16 protein-coding genes are annotated in these 19703 nt (G+C 39.2%); 4 read left to right on the top strand and 12 right to left on the bottom strand.

Features of this window, described 5'->3' with window-relative positions; genetic code table 11:
• Nucleotides 1–171: 171 nt before the first annotated feature.
• Both CR194_RS14020 and CR194_RS14015 read left to right on the top strand, forming a co-directional pair.
• Nucleotides 172–939, top strand: a complete 768-nt coding sequence (locus CR194_RS14020) for a GntR family transcriptional regulator (RefSeq protein WP_158282277.1) — start codon at nucleotides 172–174, stop codon at nucleotides 937–939.
• Nucleotides 940–1093: 154 nt separating this feature from the next.
• A complete protein-coding gene (locus tag CR194_RS14015) occupies nucleotides 1094–2104 on the top strand; it encodes a LacI family DNA-binding transcriptional regulator (protein WP_110610304.1) in 1011 nt (336 codons plus the stop codon).
• A 201-nt stretch (nucleotides 2105–2305) separates the two neighbouring features.
• Here the strand turns inward: CR194_RS14015 and CR194_RS14010 are convergent, their stop codons facing one another.
• The 5 genes from CR194_RS14010 to CR194_RS13990 all read right to left on the bottom strand — a co-directional run bounded on the left by CR194_RS14010 (nucleotide 2306) and on the right by CR194_RS13990 (nucleotide 8037).
• Nucleotides 2306–2560, bottom strand: coding sequence for a SemiSWEET transporter (locus tag CR194_RS14010; protein ID WP_110610303.1), 255 nt, complete (start codon nucleotides 2558–2560; stop codon nucleotides 2306–2308).
• Nucleotides 2561–2621: 61 nt separating this feature from the next.
• Nucleotides 2622–4853 (bottom strand): alpha-galactosidase, encoded by a 2232-nt coding sequence (locus tag CR194_RS14005; protein WP_110610302.1) that lies wholly within the window; start codon nucleotides 4851–4853, stop codon nucleotides 2622–2624.
• Between the two features lie 45 nt (nucleotides 4854–4898).
• A complete protein-coding gene (locus CR194_RS14000) occupies nucleotides 4899–5720 on the bottom strand; it encodes a carbohydrate ABC transporter permease (protein WP_110610301.1) in 822 nt (273 codons plus the stop codon).
• Nucleotides 5720–6649: a carbohydrate ABC transporter permease gene (locus tag CR194_RS13995; protein WP_110610300.1), complete on the bottom strand. Its 930-nt coding sequence runs from the start codon at nucleotides 6647–6649 to the stop codon at nucleotides 5720–5722. The genes CR194_RS14000 and CR194_RS13995 overlap by 1 nt, the downstream gene beginning before the upstream one ends.
• A gap of 89 nt (nucleotides 6650–6738) precedes the next feature.
• Nucleotides 6739–8037 carry an ABC transporter substrate-binding protein gene (locus CR194_RS13990; RefSeq protein WP_110610299.1) on the bottom strand — a complete coding sequence of 433 codons (1299 nt, stop codon included), beginning with the start codon at nucleotides 8035–8037 and terminating at the stop codon, nucleotides 6739–6741.
• Nucleotides 8038–8383: 346 nt separating this feature from the next.
• Here CR194_RS13990 and CR194_RS13985 point away from each other — a divergent pair, with 346 nt between their 5' ends.
• Together CR194_RS13985 and melA are read left to right on the top strand one after the other, a co-directional pair.
• The gene (locus CR194_RS13985; RefSeq protein ID WP_110610298.1) at nucleotides 8384–9454 is read left to right on the top strand and encodes a LacI family DNA-binding transcriptional regulator; all 1071 of its coding nucleotides are present in this window, start codon (nucleotides 8384–8386) and stop codon (nucleotides 9452–9454) included.
• A gap of 100 nt (nucleotides 9455–9554) precedes the next feature.
• Nucleotides 9555–10856 (top strand): alpha-glucosidase/alpha-galactosidase, encoded by a 1302-nt coding sequence (gene melA, locus CR194_RS13980; protein WP_110610513.1) that lies wholly within the window; start codon nucleotides 9555–9557, stop codon nucleotides 10854–10856.
• Nucleotides 10857–11079: 223 nt separating this feature from the next.
• On the opposite strand, the gene CR194_RS13975 is transcribed toward melA, so the two are convergent.
• The 7 genes from CR194_RS13975 to CR194_RS13945 form a co-directional block, all read right to left on the bottom strand.
• Entirely contained in the window at nucleotides 11080–11304 is a 225-nt protein-coding gene (locus CR194_RS13975; RefSeq protein WP_146035959.1) for a methyl-accepting chemotaxis protein, read from the bottom strand.
• Nucleotides 11305–11395: 91 nt separating this feature from the next.
• The gene (locus CR194_RS13970; RefSeq protein WP_233254382.1) at nucleotides 11396–12292 is read right to left on the bottom strand and encodes an ROK family protein; all 897 of its coding nucleotides are present in this window, start codon (nucleotides 12290–12292) and stop codon (nucleotides 11396–11398) included.
• Nucleotides 12293–12301: 9 nt separating this feature from the next.
• A complete protein-coding gene (locus tag CR194_RS13965) occupies nucleotides 12302–13816 on the bottom strand; it encodes a DUF4127 family protein (protein ID WP_110610295.1) in 1515 nt (504 codons plus the stop codon).
• A 91-nt stretch (nucleotides 13817–13907) separates the two neighbouring features.
• On the bottom strand, nucleotides 13908–16523 hold the full coding sequence (locus CR194_RS13960; protein WP_110610294.1) for a glycoside hydrolase family 38 N-terminal domain-containing protein: 2616 nt from the start codon (nucleotides 16521–16523) through the stop codon (nucleotides 13908–13910).
• Nucleotides 16520–17890: an FAD-dependent oxidoreductase gene (locus CR194_RS13955; protein ID WP_110610293.1), complete on the bottom strand. Its 1371-nt coding sequence runs from the start codon at nucleotides 17888–17890 to the stop codon at nucleotides 16520–16522. The genes CR194_RS13960 and CR194_RS13955 overlap by 4 nt, the downstream gene beginning before the upstream one ends.
• Nucleotides 17887–18819 carry a carbohydrate ABC transporter permease gene (locus tag CR194_RS13950; RefSeq protein ID WP_233254372.1) on the bottom strand — a complete coding sequence of 311 codons (933 nt, stop codon included), beginning with the start codon at nucleotides 18817–18819 and terminating at the stop codon, nucleotides 17887–17889. The genes CR194_RS13955 and CR194_RS13950 overlap by 4 nt, the downstream gene beginning before the upstream one ends.
• A gap of 18 nt (nucleotides 18820–18837) precedes the next feature.
• A complete protein-coding gene (locus tag CR194_RS13945; RefSeq protein WP_110610292.1) occupies nucleotides 18838–19701 on the bottom strand; it encodes a carbohydrate ABC transporter permease in 864 nt (287 codons plus the stop codon).
• Nucleotides 19702–19703 lie beyond the last annotated feature (2 nt).

The following is a 19703-nucleotide window of genomic DNA, read 5'->3' as shown; positions in this document are numbered from 1 at the left end:
TCATTGTAACCCCTTACATTTACTTGGAAAAAATTTTGAATAGTGCGATTTCTTAACAACATCATAATACAGTTTTGTAATTATGTCTAGACAATATTTAAATTTCTTTGGAATTTTTATGCGTTTACATTTATAATGGAATTAAGACTAAAGAAGGATCGGGTGAACTGTATGATAAATAAATCCTCTTCCATACCTTTGTACGTGCAAGTGAAAAGTATACTTAAAAAAGAAATTATCGGCGGCCTATATGAGCCTGGAGATAAATTACCTACAGAGAAAGAATTAACTTCCCGCTTTGATATCAGCCGCATGACTTTAAGGCAAGCAACCAACGCCCTTGTGGACGAAGGCTACCTCAAACGTTTAAAAGGCGTAGGTACCATTGTCCAAGAAAGAAAACTTGAGCAAAGTTTAACAACGTTAAAAAGTTTCACCGAAGATATTATTGAGCGCGGAATGATCCCCTCTTCGAAAGTTCTCTCTTTCCAAAAACAAAAAGGGACCCTCCAGTCTATAGAAAAAATGGGGATCCAAATGAAGGACGATATGTGGGTGACAAAAAGAATCCGATTTGCAGATGAACATCCAATCGCTTTGGAAACAAACATCGTTTCGGCTGATTTATTGCCGGACTTAAACGAAACAGTCATGAATGAATCCTTGCATGATTTTATTAAAAAGAATGGATACACAATGAGCAGGGCAACCACATCCATAGAAGCTTCCATGCCTTCTGAACTTGAAAAAGAGTATTTAGATATCCAAGACATTTCTCCAGTGTTAACCGTTGAACGAGTCACATACTTAGAAGACGGGAAACCAATAGAGTGGTCTATTTCTGTCAATCGATCAGACAGATACCGGTTTTCTGCAGAACTACTAGCTCAACCAAGAACTTCAGCAACGATGGCTATGATCCAAAGGGAGAAAGAATAATTCTCTAAATGGAAATTAGCCTAACTTTATTTTTGTGGCAGAGTCGCACTCTCAGCTTTTTTCATTTATGATATAAAAAGAATATAAATCATACGACATTTTCATTATTATCGCTTATTCACCTACTTGCTATTGTTCTAAAAGGAGAGTTACCATGGCCACTATTCGCGACATCGCTAAAAAAACGGGGTTTTCTATCGCAACGGTCTCACGAGTATTGAACCACGATGAAAACCTATCCGTAGCTGATTCAACTAAAGAGCAGATCTTTAAAGCGTCAGAAGAATTGAACTATCGCACATTAAAACAACGAGCGGCTAAAAGTAAAAAAACGAAATATCGGCTTGGAATTGTCCTTTTCAATACTGAACAGGAAGAAATCAATGACCCCTATTTTTTAGCGATACGCCTTGGGATTGAAAAAGCATGTACAACCAAAAAAATTGATTTGATCAAAATATATCGGCAAAATAAAAACTTAGATCTTTCCCATGTTGATCAAGTAGATGGAATAATTATCGTTGGTAGGCTTTCTCCAGAAGAAATCGATGAGGTTAAAAAAATTACCAACTATATTACTTTTGTCGATTTCTCCCCTCTAGAAGCAACTCATGACTCTGTCGTTATCGACTTTCAAAAATCAATGATAAACGTATTGGACCACTTACTATCATTAAATCATCGCAACATCGGTTTCATTGGTGGCAAACAACTTATTCGCCCTGAAATAACGGTCATGGATTATCGAGAAAAAGCGTTTAGAGATTACTTGTCCTCTATCAACCTTTTTGATGAAAAATTTGTCTTTACAGGACTCTTTTCAACGGAAGAAGGATACGAATTAATGAAACTTGCTCTTCAACAGCCAAAACTTCCAACTGCTTTTTTTATAGCTAGTGATTCCATGGCAATTGGCGCACTTAGGGCGCTTCACGAAAATAACATCCATGTCCCTCAACAAGTATCGATTATCGGTTTCAATGACATCTCAGCATCCAGCTATTTGCAACCATCCCTTTCTACAGTGAAAGTGTATACCGAATTCATGGGAGAGACGGCGGTTGATTTGATGATCGAACGGTTAGCAACAAAACGAAAAATCCCGAAAAAGGTTGTTATCCCGACGGAATTAATGATTAGAGAAAGCACAGCGCCACAAAACTAAAGGAAAGAAGTGGCTACATCAAAAGCTATTTTAAATTAAGAAAAACTACTCAGGATGTTGAGAAAGCGCAACATCCTTTTTCTTTGTAATAATAAAGAGAGTTCAAAACACAGTTTCGGTTTAATCTTCCACTCTCGCTCGTCGTTAAAGATAACCATTTTCATTCATCATGGTGCGAAACATTCGTATGGGAGCCTAAGCCTATTTATATTTCAACTTCATTCCCAATATAAAACTAGCGAGGGCAAAGGTAACCAAATTTGCTGCAATAATAGGAACATCCTTGATCATAAGTCCGTACACAAGCCATAAAAAAACTCCTGTCGTAAACAAAGTGTACATCCCCAGTGAGATGCTTTCGGTGTTTTTTTCTTTGATTGTTTTTATCGCTTGTGGTAAAAAAGAAACCGTTGTTAACACTGCTGCCAGTAATCCGATGATGGCTATTATTCTCACATCCTTTCGTATTTCAAGAAAAAGCCCCTACCCTATTTTAACGGATAGAGGCTATTATCAATTAATTGACAGCCGTCAGCTTGTATAGAGAAGACTTGAAATCTCCAATGTTGTCGTCTTGAGGAGGAACAGAACCTGAATATTCATTTTCGATCATCAAACCTGGTCCCATTAATTCATCACCATAAAAGCTTCCGGCTTTCCCTTCAATCCTATACTCTTTTTTCTCGTCCAATCCTTTTAGGATCATTCGTTTAAACCCTGGGTTTGGCTCAGCAAGTATTTTGTAATAACCAGCTAATGCTACTTGTTTGTCTTTAGAAACAACCATCCAACCTACTCGATTTCCACCATCCTCAAATGGACTGATTAACCGGTAGAATGTTCCGTTTTGAATAAGTTGTCGATGCTCTTTGTAAAATTCGACCTGTTTTTTGACAGCCTCTTTTTCGTCTTGGGACATATTTGTGATGTCCAATTCGTAACCGAACATTCCGAAGAAAGACACGTCTCCTCTCATTTTCAAGCTCGTATGTCTGTGTACTTGATGATTCGGCACATCTGATACGTGAGCACCAAGAGAGCTTAACGGATAGGCCATCGTTGTTCCATATTGAATTTTCAATCGTTCAACTGCATCAGTATCATCACTCGTCCACGTTTGCGGAGCATAATAAAGCATCCCTGGATCAAAGCGACAACCACCACTAGCACATGATTCAAACAATACGTCTGGAAATGCTCTTGTTAGACGCTCATATAATTCATACACACCTAAAATATAACGATGGGCAATCTCACTTTGACGTTCAGGTGGCAGTTTCGCAGAACCAATTTCTGTCATGTATCGATTCATATCCCACTTCACATACGTGATAGGTGCTTTCTTCAACACTTCAGCCATTTGATCAAATAAATGACTGACGACTTCTTGTCGAGAAAAGTCCAACACGAATTGATGCCTTCCGTGAGAAGCTCTTCTTCCTTCAACTTGAATAATCCATTCGGGATGTTTTTTATACAATTCACTTTCTTTGTTCACCATTTCTGGTTCAAACCAAAGACCAAATGCCATCCCGAGATCGGTAATTTTTTCAGCGATTCCTTCGACTCCATTTGGAAGTTTCGCTTCGTCTGTGAACCAGTCTCCTAATGACGTTGTATCATCATCTCGTTTACCAAACCAACCATCATCCAACACAAACAGCTCGATACCAAGATCTTTTGATTCTTTTGCAATCGACAATAACTTTTCTTCATTGAAATCAAAGTACGTGGCTTCCCAATTGTTAACTAAAACAGGACGCTCCTTATTTTTCCAAGGACCACGCACGAGACGCTCACGGTAAAGGTCATGATATGTCTGACTCATACCATTCAACCCTGTGTCAGAATAAACCATGACTACTTCTGGTGCTTGAAACATTTCGCCCGGCTCTAGTAACCAATGAAAATCAAACGGGTTAATCCCCATCGTCACGCGGGCAACGTCGTAATGATCTACTTCTACTTGAGCAAGGAAATTTCCACTATAAACAAAGTTGAATCCATAGGCTTCCCCCTGATGTTCATTCGTGTCTGGGCGTTTCAATGCAAGGAATGGATTTTGCTGCGAACTACTCGTTCCACGAGTGCTAGAAATACTTTGGATCCCTGATTGAAGTTCTCTCGTTTTCACGTGACGCTCCCTAGACCAAGAACCTGAAAGTTGAACCATCTCATAATCCGCATCAAACATATCAACACTCGTGCTAAGCGCTCGATTTAAGACGAGTTTCTGATCCCCTTTATTGATAAACTTCGCACTTCTTGTGATAACATTTCTCTTTTCATAGATGGTATAGGACAACTCGATTTTTGCATCAATCAAAGAATCTACTAATGTAATAATAAGCGTTGTTGCTTCTTCTTCTTGTTCGGTGTATGTGGCTGGCAATCCTTCTAATAACGGTTTGCCAGAAAAAATACTGTGAGAATCGTATTCAAACATTGTCGTACGGCTTCCATTCTCTTGAAGAATCTGATATGCAGGTTCCCGGTAATCTGTAGAACCATAAGCAGGATATTCTTGTCTTAGAATGTCTAATGAAAATGATAAATCTCCTTCAAACACACAGGACATTCCTGCTCGAGGTTGTTCTCGGTAAAGATGTTGGAAAGACTCTCGGTTGCGAATTCTCTTCCCATAATATAGGTGACCTAACTGATTGTTTTTCATGATCGTAAAAATATAGCTTAATCCATTGTTTTGTAAATGAAATTCTTTCGTTTTTTCATTGAAATATATCGGCATGTCTTTTCCTCCATTACAACAATTTCGCCTTTCAAGTCACCTTTATTATCCTTTTACTGCACCTGATGAAAGACCAGCAATAAAGTATTTTTGCAAGAATAGGAACAAGATCGCCATTGGAATCATTGCCATAAACGCTGCAGCAGCCACGAGTCCAAGATTATTCTGATTTGCTCCAACGAAGCTATCCATCGCGACAGTCAACGTGTGTACGTCGCTACTTTGCAAGAAGAAGATTGCAAATTGGTAGTCGTTCCAAATAAATACACAAGCAATAATTAATACGGAAGCCGTCACTGGTTTCAACAGTGGGAAAACAATTTTAAAGAAAATCCCAAATGTGCTACATCCATCAATTTTCGCTGCTTCTTCTAATTCCTTTGGAATCGTGGAGCGAATGAAACCGGAATATAAGAAAATCGTCAATGGCATAAATGCGGCTACATTGTTTAAAATCGCTACCGTTCTTGTGTTTAACATACCAATTTCGACTACCATTTGATACAAAGGTACAAGTGCCGTTAATGGTGGCACAACCATAATTGCAACAAAAAGAACGAGTATTGCTTTGTTTAGTTTTGTCGCTCGTCTTGCAAGAGGGTAAGCTGCCATAGAACCGAAGAAAATTAATAAGATAGCTGCCCCAATTGTGATGATAAAGGAATTCATAAACGCATTTCCTAGGTTGGCACTTTGCCAAGCTGTCGTAAAGTTTTCTAACGTAAAGTAATCTGGAAACGTCCACCTAGAGCTGAAATCACCTCTTACTTTTAAGGACGTCGTAATCAAAATATAAAAGGGAATGATATGGAAAACAGTAATGAAAAACGCAACTAAAGTTAAAATCATTTTTTTTGTCGTACTCATTAGGCTTCAATCTCCTTCCGTTTGAAATACCACAGTGCTAGAAGGCTGATAATCAAAATCATAAACGCAACCAATATCCCTTGAGTTGCAGCATAACCAGCATCTTGTCTGCTGAAATACAAAGAATACATAAATGTTGAACTGGATTGCGAAGCATTCCCTGGTCCACCACCTGTTAAGGCAATGATCACATCGAACAACTTCAAACCACCGATGATATTCAACACAACATTGATTGTTATGGAAGGGGCTAATAGTGGCAAAGTAATCGATTTAAACTGCTGAAACGCAGAAGCTCCATCAATATCTGCCGCTTCATAATAATCTTTCGAAATGCTTTGCAGTCCAGCCAAATAAATAATCATCGCAATACCAACAAATTGATACGTATTAACAAGTACAATAATTAATGGATTAACGCTTGGATTCCCTAACGCATTGATTGGATTAAATCCAAAGAATGTAATCGCATCGTTTAATGCACCGTTTTGGAATGCAAAAATAAGGTAGAAAATGTACCCCATAATTAATGGGCTTATAATAACTGGAAGATAAACGACCGTTCTCGTCAGCGTTCTCATTTTGATTTTGCTATTTAACAGAAGAGCGTAACCAAGTCCGATAACGTTTTGCAAAATAGTACTACCAATACCGTAAAGTAATGTGTTTCGCACTACCGTCCAAGTTGTTGGATCAGAAAACATTCTTCTATATTGATCTAAGCCGATGAAATTACTTTCTTGTGAAAATCCATTCCAGTCCGTAAATGAAATACGAAACCCGTTGATGAAAGGATAAACGATAAATGTGGTAACAAAAAGAAGTGCTGGAAGATACATCCACCATAGAGACGAATGTTTCTCAACCTTGTAGTTTTTAGGTTTTTTTGGGTTCACAGTGTTACTAACTTTCCCTGCAAGTTCACTCATGTCGTTCCATCTCCTTACTCTTTTGCCTTAAGGGTCCATCGAAATGAAAAGGAGCAGAACACGCCTGCCCCTTTTAATCCAATTGCTGTTTATTGATCTCTTAAGCGATGGTACTCTGATTCCATTTCATTGGCAGCTTGCTCTGGCGTGCCACCTGCTAACAATTCAGCAGTTGTATTTGCCATCACATCCCACATTCCACTTGGTAAATAAACACGGTCGAAGTAAGGCTCGATTTCTAAATCAGAATACCTATCATAGTACTCTGCATAGTACGTATCCGCTTCAACATTCACTAATGCAGAAGATAGGTTTGTTGCCTCTGCCATTTTTTGCGCATTTTCTTCTTGAGCTAAGAATTCAATGAATTGTTTTGCTTCGTCTTTTACTTCTGAATTTTCAGCAACAGAGAATGTAAATCTTTCTCCACCAATCCAAGATGGGTCATCCCCTTCATGGACAGCTGGCGTTGGTAATAAACCAACTTGTGTATCTGGGTTCATTTCCGTTGCATCAGGTCCGATCGAACCTACGATGAACATAAACGCGGCTTGGTTATTGGCCATGATTTCCGTTGCTTGAGCAAACTGAGCTGTTAATACATCTTGATTTAGCAAATCATTTTCTTTTAAAGCGAGAATTTCTTCAGCTAACCACTCATAGTTGCTCCAATCAAACGATCCATCTAATAGTTCTTCACTATAATCATTGTTGTCATCTGTAATAAATGCAGGTGTAAGCATTTGGTCAACCATTTGCGCAAGTGTCCAGTTATCTCCTCCACCTATCCAAAGTGGTGTAACCGTTCCGTCACCTTCGTCTCTAATTGTTTCTAATGCTGCGACAAAATCATCCCACGTTGTTGGCGGCTCAATACCGTGTTCCTCCAGAATGGCTACATTATAAGTAATACCATCTTGCGCTTGATTCAATGGGTAAGTATAAACCTTCCCTTCATCATCCATGATAATTTGTTCCATCGCAGGATCAAGATTTTCAACCCAGTCCATGTCCGCTAAGTCTTCTGTATAATCACCATATCGAAGCTGTGACCAACCATGTGTATCAAATAAATCAGGTAAATCATCAGCGGCCATCATCACTCGAAGTTGATCTTCATAACTTCCACCTGGGAAATTTGCCTCTATTGTAATGCCCGGATTTTCACTTTCGAAATCAGCAACGATTTCTTCAAACGCACCTCTTTCACCATCTGATTGCATTGTAGAATATAAAACAACGTTTGCGTCTCCATCCCCAGAAGATGTTTCTCCATTATTATTGTTTCCGTTATTTACATCATTTCCGTTATCATTATTTCCTCCACACGCCGCCAACATAGCCACCGCACCAAAACCAACAGTCAACTTTGCTAATACTTTTTTCATTGTGTACCCCCTTGTTTAATTAGGCTTAACGCCTTTTAAATCTAAAAGAATAAAAACCACCTTACCTAAAATAGATAAATAGTAAAAATCGTTCACCTAGCGTTTGTTTTTTACTAAAATTTTATCTTTCTGTAATTAGAATATAACAGATTCAGTAACCGCTTTCAAGTAAAAAATTAAAATTTCTAATAATTTATTTAACAACTGTATAACAGGTAATAACCGTTATATACAAGTATTAATTTCCTTTTTTAGTCATCAGACTTTTTTGCATATTGAACTAAAATTAAAACTATGATAAATTGTTGTTAAGTAAAATTTTACTTGAATTGATTGGAGGTGTATCATGTCAAATTTAAAAGACGTCGCTCGAGATGCGAATGTTTCAATTGCTACGGTATCCCGTGTGTTGAACCGGGATCCTAATTTGTCTGTTGCTGATACAACTAGAGAACGAGTATTCCAGTCAGCAAAAAAGTTAAACTATCTTCCTTCATCTAAAAGAAAGCAAACGATGTCAGAAGCTTCCCCTAAATTATCTATCGGGTTAATCATCTTTTGTTCGAAAGATCATGAATATGAAGACGAGTACTTTATGAGTATCCGTAGGGGAATAGAATCAGCAAGTGTGAAATTAGGTTTTACTATTTCTTCCGTTATAAGGCTTGGACAAGATTCAATAGAAGAAACGAACTTCACTGATTTGGAAGGACTCATCGTTGTTGGGAATATTTCAGGTAGTATTGTTGAACAAATCTATGCGCAACATGACAGAGTCGTATTCGTAGACGAATCACCAAGAACAGACTTATTTGATAGTGTCACATCAGATTTTTTCGGTGCTGCAACTCAATTAATGGAGTATATGTTCTCTATGGGCCATAAAAATATTGGCTATTTAGGTGGAAATGAAATTACTCACACCCCCTCCCATGAGTCAGATTTAGGAATCATTGAAAATATTGAAAAAATGAGGTTCATTCCATATAAAAGAGTAATGGAAAAACGGGGCCTTTATAATCCTCAGCACGTTTATATTGGAGATTGGTCTACGGATGCTGGCTACCAACTGATGAAACAAGCGATAAAAAAAGGCAACTTTCCTTCTGCTTTTCTGATTGCAAGTGATCCGATTGCCATTGGAGCGATTCGCGCTCTGCATGAAGAAGGACTAAATGTACCTAATGACGTGTCTATTACTAGCTTTAATGACATTGAAATTGCTAAATACGTCAATCCTCCGTTGACCACTGCAAAGATTTACTCAGAGCAAATGGGGAAATCAGCAGTAAAACTATTAAGTGAACGGATCGAGGGTAGAGAGGTTCCAGCAAAAATCATCCATCCCTGTCGAATTGAATATCGGGAGTCATGCGTTCCAATTAAAGAACATAGAGGTGATTCGGTCGAAGTTTAATTCTATGTTTGTTTAGTGTTTTTTTAAAGCGCTTTCAGTATCACTATCTTCATAACCGAATGCCAATATGAAAAATAATAGAAGGAGTGGAATAAGTATGATCAAAAAAATTACATTCATCGGGGCAGGTAGCACGATTTTCGCGAAAAATATTCTCGGAGACTGTATGTTTGTCCCTGTACTAAATGGATTTGAATTCGCACTGCATGACATTGATGAAAAAAGATTGCAAGAGTCTGAACAAATGCTGAAAAACCTATCTCAAAAGTACAACCAGTCAATTAAGATCGTTTCTTATTTAGATAGAAAAGAAGCTTTGAAAGGCGCCAAATATGTGATTAACGCCATTCAAGTAGGTGGCTATGAACCTAGTACCGTGATTGATTTTGAGATTCCGAAAAAATACGGTTTGAAGCAAACCATCGGAGATACCATTGGAATCGGCGGCCTGTTCCGCACGTTACGAACCATTCCCGTCATGTTAGACATCGCCAAGGATATGGAAGAAGTTTGTCCTGACGCACTGTTATTAAACTATACGAACCCAATGGCCTCATTAACTGGTTTTATGCTTCGCTACACGAATGTGAAAACAATCGGCCTCTGTCACAGCGTACAAGTTTGTACAAAAGAGCTCTTTGAGACACTAGACATGGATGTTGAGGGGGTCGAAGAACGAATCGCAGGAATTAATCATATGGCTTGGTTGTTAGAAGTGAAGAAAGACGGAAAAGACTTGTATCCTGAAATTAAAAAAAGGGCGAAAGAAAAACAAAAAGAAAAGCATGGGGACATGGTTCGCTTTGAATTGATGGATAAGTTCGGCTACTACATTACGGAATCATCCGAGCACAATGCTGAATATCACCCTTATTTTATCAAGAGCCAATATCCTGAACTCATCGATCGGTTCAATATTCCGCTAGATGAATACCCGCGCCGCTGTGTGAATCAAATCAAGGAATGGGAAGATATGCGAGAGGAAATTGTTCATAATGCTCAGTTATCTCACGAACGTTCGAAAGAATACGGTTCACATATCATTGAAGCGATGGAAACAAACGTACCGTTCAAATTCGGGGGAAATGTCATGAACACAGGTGGACTTATTTCAAACCTTCCTGAAAACGCTTGTGTTGAAGTCCCTTGTGTCGTCGATCGCAATGGCATATTACCTACTTACATCGGACATCTTCCCGAACAACTTGCCGCTTTGAATCGAACAAACATCAATACACAATTATTAACGATCGAAGCCATTGTAACAGGTAAAAAAGAGCACATTTATCAAGCTGCCATGCTCGATCCCCATACAAGTGCCGAGCTTTCTATGGACGACATCGTTGCTATGTGCGATGAATTAATTGAGGCACACGGCGACTGGCTTCCAAACTTTAAGTAACTTTATACCCTTCGGACAAAAAGCTGACCACTGTGGTCAGCTTTTTGTTAGCCATTCCAAGCCCGGAAGGTAATCGTTACACTCTGACTATGAGAACAGGGTTGAGCGTGACGCAAAAGTTCTTGACTGAAGTCAGAAGATCAAAGAATCTTCCCCCGCTATCTTTGAGTTTTACTACTACAATCAAAACCGCAACTTCAATGTATGGAAGTTGCGGTTTTTCTTAATATTTAAACTTACTCAAATTCAGTTGCATTTCCTCCGCTAATTTCGCTAATGTCTCGCTGGAACTTGCGATCTCTTCCATTGAGGCTGTCTGCTCTTCAATGGCGACGGACATTTCCTCTGTGCTAGCCGCATTTTCATCTGAAATAGCAGAGAGATTTTCGATGACTCGAATAATTCCTTCTTTCTTATGAGTCATCACTTGTCCAATGTACGGTTTCATGAAGGTTGCATAGTGAGGTTGATGAAATTATTTGTATTGAATGTTGCCATATGATCTAAGCTGGATTTTCAGGGTATCACTTATGATATTTCTAAAGTCTTTTAACATGCGGTAAATAAGATGCACCTACGACACCAGCTTTTGTGCTCAACAGGGCCGGGCGAATATCAATGGAGTCTGCTAAGCTTGCGTACACTCTCTCTTTGACCGCCGGGACTAATGCAGGAAGAATCACATCTTTTCCTTGCATCACTCCTCCCCCTAGTACAATGACAGCAGGGTTGACAACATGAATCAGGTTAGCGATTCCAGCAGCTAAATATCCGATCCATTCTTGAAAAAGTTCGATAGCCTCTATTTCTCCCTTATTCACACGCATGAGCAATTCTTGCGCGCCCCCATCAGAATGGTATAGTTCCTGAATTCGCTTCTTGATGGCTGTTCCAGAAGCTAACGACTCCCACGAGCCTGTATTTAATCCTTCTTGTGTAGGGCCTTCACCTGAAATAATCATATTCCCTACTTCCCCAGCACTGAATTGTGCTCCCGTTAGTAGCTGCCCATTCAGTACAATTCCAGCACCAATACCTGTACTGATCGTAATATAAGCCATGCTTTGAGCGTCTTTCCCAGCTCCCGCAAAGTACTCCCCCACGGCGGCTGCGTTCGCATCATTTTCAAATAAGCATGCCTTTCCGATCTTTTTTTCAAACTGGTCAACGAAACAGTATCCATGCCACCCTTTTAAATTAGGCGGGTCTAAGAATGTGCCATGAGCCAAATCCATTGGTCCAGGGGCCGCCACACCAATAGTAGTTTCACTATTAGATAGCCATTCGCCGATTAACCCTTTAATTTGATCCATTCCTTGATGAGGGTTTAACGGAGTAGCCGTTTCTCTATGGGCAAGCATATGACCATTAGGAGCTATAACCCCCGCTTTGATCGACGTTCCTCCAATATCAATGCCAATTCTGTTTTTTTCCATAGTCACGCATCATTCATCCTTTCTTTGCTGAACAAGAAAGCCGATCTCAAACGTTCGTTTCCAAGGTAAATGCACATCAGAAATAAGAAATTGGTTCATATCATTCGTCATAAGCCATTCTTGCGATCTTTCTAAAAATATCCTTGATACTCTACCTTCGAGGTCAACGGATTTTTCTCCTTCTGGTGCAGTTTCTCTTACAATTTTTCTTATTACCGTCTGATATAAATAATCTTCGAGCATGCGAAGGACGAGAACTTCTTCATTTTTCTTTTGAAAGTTCTTTTTCTCTTTTTTCGCTAAATAGACTAATGCACTTTGAGCGACTACCGTTCCGATTGTATTTCCAGCTGTATTCCAGCCAGCGTATGATAATAATTCTTTCCAGTTAATTTTATTTAATAAGCGGGGGATAACCGCTGGATCAGCTCCATTTGCATAAGCCACATCCGCTACCGCTACTTCTTTTCCTTTATTAATATAACGATCCATCCTATGTAACCATTCTCCTAAGTTACGATCAGCCGTATGAACCCCATTCAAATCAAGTTGCAAAGCTAGGTCTCCCTGTTTTTTACCTGGTACGTTAACGGCTAATACGATATCCGCCTCTTTAATCTCATCTTCACAGGAAGCTCCTAAAGCATGCACTTGACCTTTTACTGATTCGGCTATCGGTCTGTCTTCATACATGGCATTAAGGAGAGAACCTTTCTCTCCGCTGTATATCGGATAAAATGAGGGGAGTGGCTCATGAGCTAGTTCAAATACCATTCGTGTTGCCATAACACTTGCCACTTCATCTGCACCAGGATATATAAGAACTTGGTCGAATAACTTTTTTTCATCCGCAAGCTGAGACAACTGTTGCTGTTCTGATATATTGAAACCATACTCTGAAGTATCGTCTTGAGGAAATACTAGTAAATCAATCACTTCATTTTCCACTTCGTCTAATAAATATTGATTCAAAAGGAAATTGCGTTTTCTCGTTTCTGTATAGTCTTTTATAATATGTGAAGGAATTGCTCGAGTTACCTCTTCTATCACTCTCTGTGAATCTGGCTCTCCTGTTTGCTCTAGTCGATGAGAATGAAAAGACAGTTTCCAAAGCTCTTTTCCAAATTCGCTCCAGTAGTCCTTCTCCTCTTCATTCACATAAGAGTTCGACAATCTCATCGTTGTGCTATAGGCAAAAATTAAACAATCAGGGTTTTCCAATTTCAATTCTTTAAGTAGATTCAATCTTTTTTTTGCTTCTGAGAGATCAATAGGACTTACTCTCGAAGGAACGAGCCCACCATAAATCAACATATCAATAGAAAGAACAAAACCTTTAACTTGATGTACTTGCTGGCGTAACCACTCATGCAGAGCGGCGACATCTCCGGGTTCCTTTAAAAAACCAAGTATCTCTTTATCAGGAAGACGAACGGACCTACCTGCTACATTTATTAATTGAGCTGGAAGTAATCTTGTCACCGGGCGTGCATCCACTGGCAATAATGCAATATCAGACGTCATCTTTATAACCTCCTCATAAATCTAACGAACCTTCCTAGTCATGAAAGGATCTATGTAAAAAAGGGAGGCAACATGATCTCCCCCGTAAAGTTTATAAATCAGGATGTTGTCTCTTCAATAGATATGTCACTATTTCATGAGAAGCAACTGTGTCTTCCCATACCCCATTTCGTATGTCAATCTCCTTTAACTTCTCTCCGTTTAAAGACCACTTTTCTACGTTTCGAGCGGTCGATTCGGCAAAGAACACGATCTCTTTGTTTGTAGGGTTCCACAACCTGCATTCAATCCCTTGATCAACTGGACGAACGGCGCTCCATTGCAAATCTGGATCGTCAATTGTCAACAAGCCCTTTCCTTCTTGTGATTCAGCATGGCCGGAGAGGACAAGGGGAGGAACACGAAACTCTTTGACGGTTCTCAACCATTGGGATTCAGATTTCGTCTCATTAAACGGTGCAACAATGAGATCAAATGAATAATCTCCTATACACTGAGCTTCCGGAGTCTCTAAGCGAGGCCCTGCTCCTCCTCCTCTTGTACGGAGGTCATCTCGAGATAACCATCCAACACTTCGAAGTAAAGTTAAATGAATTTCATCCTCTTGCTCTTTCTCGATCACTTGATATTCTTGCAGACCGCGCTGACCGAGTGCAATGCCTTGAGAACGTTGATCGTTATAACCAATAATGGCGGAGTGCGACGGTTCTACAACGACAGGAACTTCTGTCCCTTTTCTTGCATCTACTAATTCTTCCTTTTTAGCAGGGCGTGTGACCCATTCGAAACTAGAATCGCTTTTAGATTCAAGGATACTAGTTCCAATAGGAAAAATCGCTCGTAAACGTTGATCACTAGCATGATTACTTATATGAATATTCACGTTCATATGCGTGGCTTCTGTTAATTGGAGAGAGATCGTTACAACTGATTGAATTGTTTCATTGGAAGGACCTGTTCGATCATTATTTAACTGTTTCGGTAGATTCAATAAAAGGCGGTACTTCATGGTAGAGTAGCCCTCACCTTCAAAAACTACTGGATCCTCTGCTAGCTCAGCGAACGTCACTGGATCATTGGTTGGTGGTGAATAATTATATTCGTCCCCCGCATCCATGGATGAATATATGTTCATAAGTCCAGATATTTTATTACCTGATTTTTTATCTAGCATTGTGAGCGTTCCCTCTTTTTCAAGTTCTATGGACAACGAAGCATTCTCCATCTTCCAGCGATCTTTTTGTTTAAGCTGATCATGTTCACCATATTTGACTTCAAAGGGTGTCATCGACAGTCCCTTTAAATCGGCGCAATGAAACCCAAACGTATATTTTGTCATTGTCTTGAAATCAGGGGCCGCATCTCTTGGTGAAGCGAAAAACTCTCCTCTCTCTGATTTGATCACAATGGGAGAGATCCTCTCACCTTTGCTGTTATTGAGATAAAACCCTTTTGCGAATTCTTCTTCTTCATTTAGCCATAGCTCCCCTTTAATGAAACCCGTGTAGTTCCAAGGGTGAGGATTAAAAACTGAAAAATACAAATCATCGTCAAATGGAGATCGAGAAGCCTGACCACTAACGAGCCCTGTTCTCATCCCGAGAATTTCTTGCGCCTCTGTTATAGAAACGTCCAACCGCTGCTCCAACTTCATTGTCCTCGTTTCCATCTCTCTATGTACGTTATCCACACTGCACCCACAAATGCTGTCGTGAGGGTGATTTTCTAATAGCAGCTTCCACGAATTTTCTAAGTAGGTTTTTCTGAAACAATGGTTGTTCATAAAAGAAGCGTAAGCAATCAAAGGCTCCACATGTCCTGTAAGTTTGTCTTCCATCCGCTGATTTTGTTCTTTTAAATACGTTCTTGTAGACAAGACATTCGGCAAAATATAAAAGTGATTATTAGACCTCATTTCTCCTTGATGTTCTGGCAGAGCGTCAGTACCTACTAAACTTTTTCTTACATCTCGAAGATAGTCTTCCAATGTGCTTTGTTTCCAATGAACACTGCCAACGCTTTGAATGGAATCAATGACTTCCTTCATTCCTTGTAATGAAGGCATAAGATGATCTCCGCCGTTCGGTAACAGGAGTTGATCTGAATCTGTCCATGGCTGCACTTTTTCAATGAAAGACTGGACAGCTTTTTCAGGATTTATCTCATTAAGCAGTGGTTGATAGTACCCATCAGGCAAGAAAATCGCTAACACCGATGATCCATCTGGTGCTTTCCAAACAAATTCAGACTTCTCGGGTAAAACTCCCCTCCATAAAAATGAATTATTAATCTGAAATTGGTTCAGTAATTGTGGCATTTGACCGATATGACCGAACGTATCAGGCAAATAACCAACTTTTTGAACGCCACCCAGTTGCTCTGCTTTCTTCATGCCGATCTCTAAATTACGAATCAATGCTTCACCTGTAACTAAAAATTCGTCTGCTAATACGTACCAAGGGCCAATGACTAAACGCCCTTTTTCAATATAATCAATGACTTTATTATTTAATTCATCGTCGTTCTCGATTAAATAATCTTCAAGGGCAGCTACTTGACCATCTAAGACGAATGTGTCAATCTCCTTTGAATCAATCCCATCTAGAATCCGATCCATCACTTGCATAAACCGATGCCGGAATGTTTCAAATGGTAAATACCACTCTCTATCCCAGTGGGTATGAAACACAATATGTCCTGTTTTCATGTCACTTCCACCCTTTCTACATAATCCGGTTTAACGATATGACCATGTTCGTGTAAGTATTTTTGCAAACTGGATAAATCAACTTCTCTCACAGATATCTTCTGCTCTGAAGCGATGCCTGCTGCGGTACCTACTGCTTCACCCATAGCTGCACACGTTGCTTGGATTCTCGCAGAGGAATGAGCTGAATGCGTCGCAGACAAACATCTCCCCGCCACCAGAACGTTATCAAAATCTACGGGAACAAGAGAACGGTATGGAATATCATAGTACTCGTTTTCTTTAATATCTGTTAACTCTCCGCCCTCCCCCTTAGGATTATGAATATCAATAGGGTACGCTCCATGAGTGATCGCATCATGAAATTTCCTCGCATATAAAACGTCATCTCTCGTTAACACATAATCGCCAACAATTCGCCGAGTTTCCCGGATGCCGATGTGTGAACCCGTTGTTGAAATATACGCTCTTTCCATTCCTGGCACTTCGTTCTTTAGGACATTCATGACTGCGTGCGCTTGGTTTAAACTTTCTAATTCAGCTGCTGTAATATCTGATCCTGAAATACCGCTCTTTAGGACCACTCTCGTTGTGTTTACTAAGACTTCATCTCGACGATTCGTCGATACAAAGAATATATAATCTTGAGGTAAAGGGAACTCACCTTTATTTTTGTATTCTTTTACTAAATCTTTAAATCCAGCAATGGAGACGAGCTCCTCGTCTTCTATAAACATGAAATGTTCGCTGTTCGATTGACAATACTGAATAACTTCATCCATATTGACATTAGCAATTTTAAACATTTTTGTCATCGCCTGTGTTAATCCGTCTTCTTTACGACCAACGACGTATTGTCCTCCTGCTAAATGAACCAAATCTGCATCACCTGACGTATCGATAAAATAGTCGGCCGTTACGAGTTGTAACCCACTCTTATTATGAATTAGTGCTCCTTTAACCGTTCGTCCTTCTTTCACCACATCGATCAAGGCTGTATGAAGAAGGAGTTCAACATCATACTTTTCCACCGTTTCATTTAAAACTTGTTTTAAAATCTCGACATCAAATCCGCGGCTTTCTCCAGAGGCGCCTTCCCGCAGAACCACATCATCACGAATATCTTGAAAGATCCCCTTCACTAATGGCTTGTCTTTGACCGAAAAAGGCATGAATGGGCCAACCAGTGCTTGTGTAGCATTTCCGCCTAGGCAATTACTTTTTTCTATAAGCAGTGTTTTAGCACCTTTCCTGGCAGAAGCACAGGCAGCTGTCACACCGGCCCATCCTCCACCGATCACTATCGTCTCATAATGAGCTGTGACAGGAATAGTCGTTTCATATTGAAAATCAGATTCAATTGTCATCCTTTCACAGCTCCTTTCATTACGCCGCCAATAAAGTATTTTTGCATAAAGATAAAGAATATGATAATTGGTAAAATTGAGATGATCGAACCAGCTGCAATTAGTCTCCAATCTGAAGAGAAACTACCCGCTAAAGCATTTACACCAAGAGGTAAGGTATACATACTAGTATCGTCCAAAATAATTAACGGCCATAAAAAATCTCCCCAAGACATCATAAATGTGAAAATAGCTAGTGTGACTAATGACGGTTTCACAAGTGGCATAAGAATTTTCAACCAAATTTGAAAACTGTTACATCCATCTATTCGCGCCGATTCTTCTAATTCGTACGGGATCGTCATGAACGCCTGTCGAATTAAAAAGATACCGAAAGCTGTGGTCGCATGTGGGAGAATCACTCCTGCGTAAGTGTTATTCAACCCAAGATCCAAAGCTAATAAATAAATAGGAATCATCAATAATTGGAATGGAATCATCATCGTACTTAATATTAAGATAAAAATGATATTCTTGCCTTTAAACTTCATTCGAGCTAATGGATAAGCTGCCAACGAGCATAAGACGAGATTTAATATAACCGTTACGAATGAAACAAGCGAACTATTAAATAAATATCGCCAGAAGGGGAATGCATCCATTACTCTAGCAAAATTTGATAAAGTAGGTTGTTCAGGAATGAATTTAGGAGGATAAGCAAAGATGTTTTCTGCTCCAGATTTTAAAGCCGTAGACAATAACCATAAAAATGGTCCTATCGTTACAATAGTCATCAAAATTAACAGTGAGTAAATAAACACGTTATAAAGAAATTTTGTGAATGGCGTTTTCTTTTTTATTTTCTTCGGCTTTTCTTCTTTCTGAGAATGTTGAGTAACCGATTGATTTTTCATTTCTTCTTCCTCGTTTTTAAGTACACGGAGTCCCATGTTTCTTCCTCCTTTCTATTAAGCTACTTTTTCTTTTTTACTCATAACTTTCAAGTTTATAATGGAAATAATCAAAGTAATTCCGAATAATACAACACCGATTGCACTAGCATATCCCATGTTTAAACGACTAAACGCTTGTTCGTAAATAAGAAATACAATCGTCTTCGAACTATTAAGTGGTCCCCCACCTGTCATAACATAAATCTCCTCAAACACTTTCATAGCTGAAATCGAAGACATAATGCTTACAATTAGGATAGAAGGAGCCAATAATGGAATTGTGACATGAATGATTTGCTTGAATTTACTTGCTCCATCAATCTCCGCTGCTTCATATAGGTCAGATGGAATTGATTGCAATCCAGCTAAATAAATAAGCATGTAATAGCCTAACCCCTTCCAGATGGTTACAGCCATGACCGCAAAAATCGCCGTAGATGTGGACGTCAGCCAGTTAACGGAACTTAGTCCCATCAGATCTAATATGTAATTAAGTACTCCTTGTTCTGCATACACCCATTTCCATGTAATCCCAACAACAACCATTGAAGTTACAACCGGCACGAAATAAGCTGATCTAAAAAAGCCAATCCCTTTTACTTTCTGGTTCACTAATATCGCTAGGAAAATAGGTAAAATTACCAAAGCAGGAACAACTACAATTAAATATAAAAACGTTTGACCGAGCGCTTTCCAAAACAAGTCGCTCTCAATCATCGTTTGATAATTCTCCATCCCAACAAAATTAGGATCTTGTATAATATTATAATCTGTAAAACTTAACCAAACTGCTTGAACGAGTGGATAAAAGATAATTAATCCTAAAACAAGACAGCCTGGAAGGAGAAACAAATACGGGGCAATCTTACTTTGTTTCATTT

The sequence above is a fragment of the Salipaludibacillus keqinensis genome, from assembly GCF_003226325.1.
GTDB classification, from domain to species: domain Bacteria; phylum Bacillota; class Bacilli; order Bacillales; family Salisediminibacteriaceae; genus Salipaludibacillus; species Salipaludibacillus keqinensis.
Note: the sequence above shows the minus strand (reverse complement) of the source record. Positions and strands in the feature narration are given on the sequence as shown.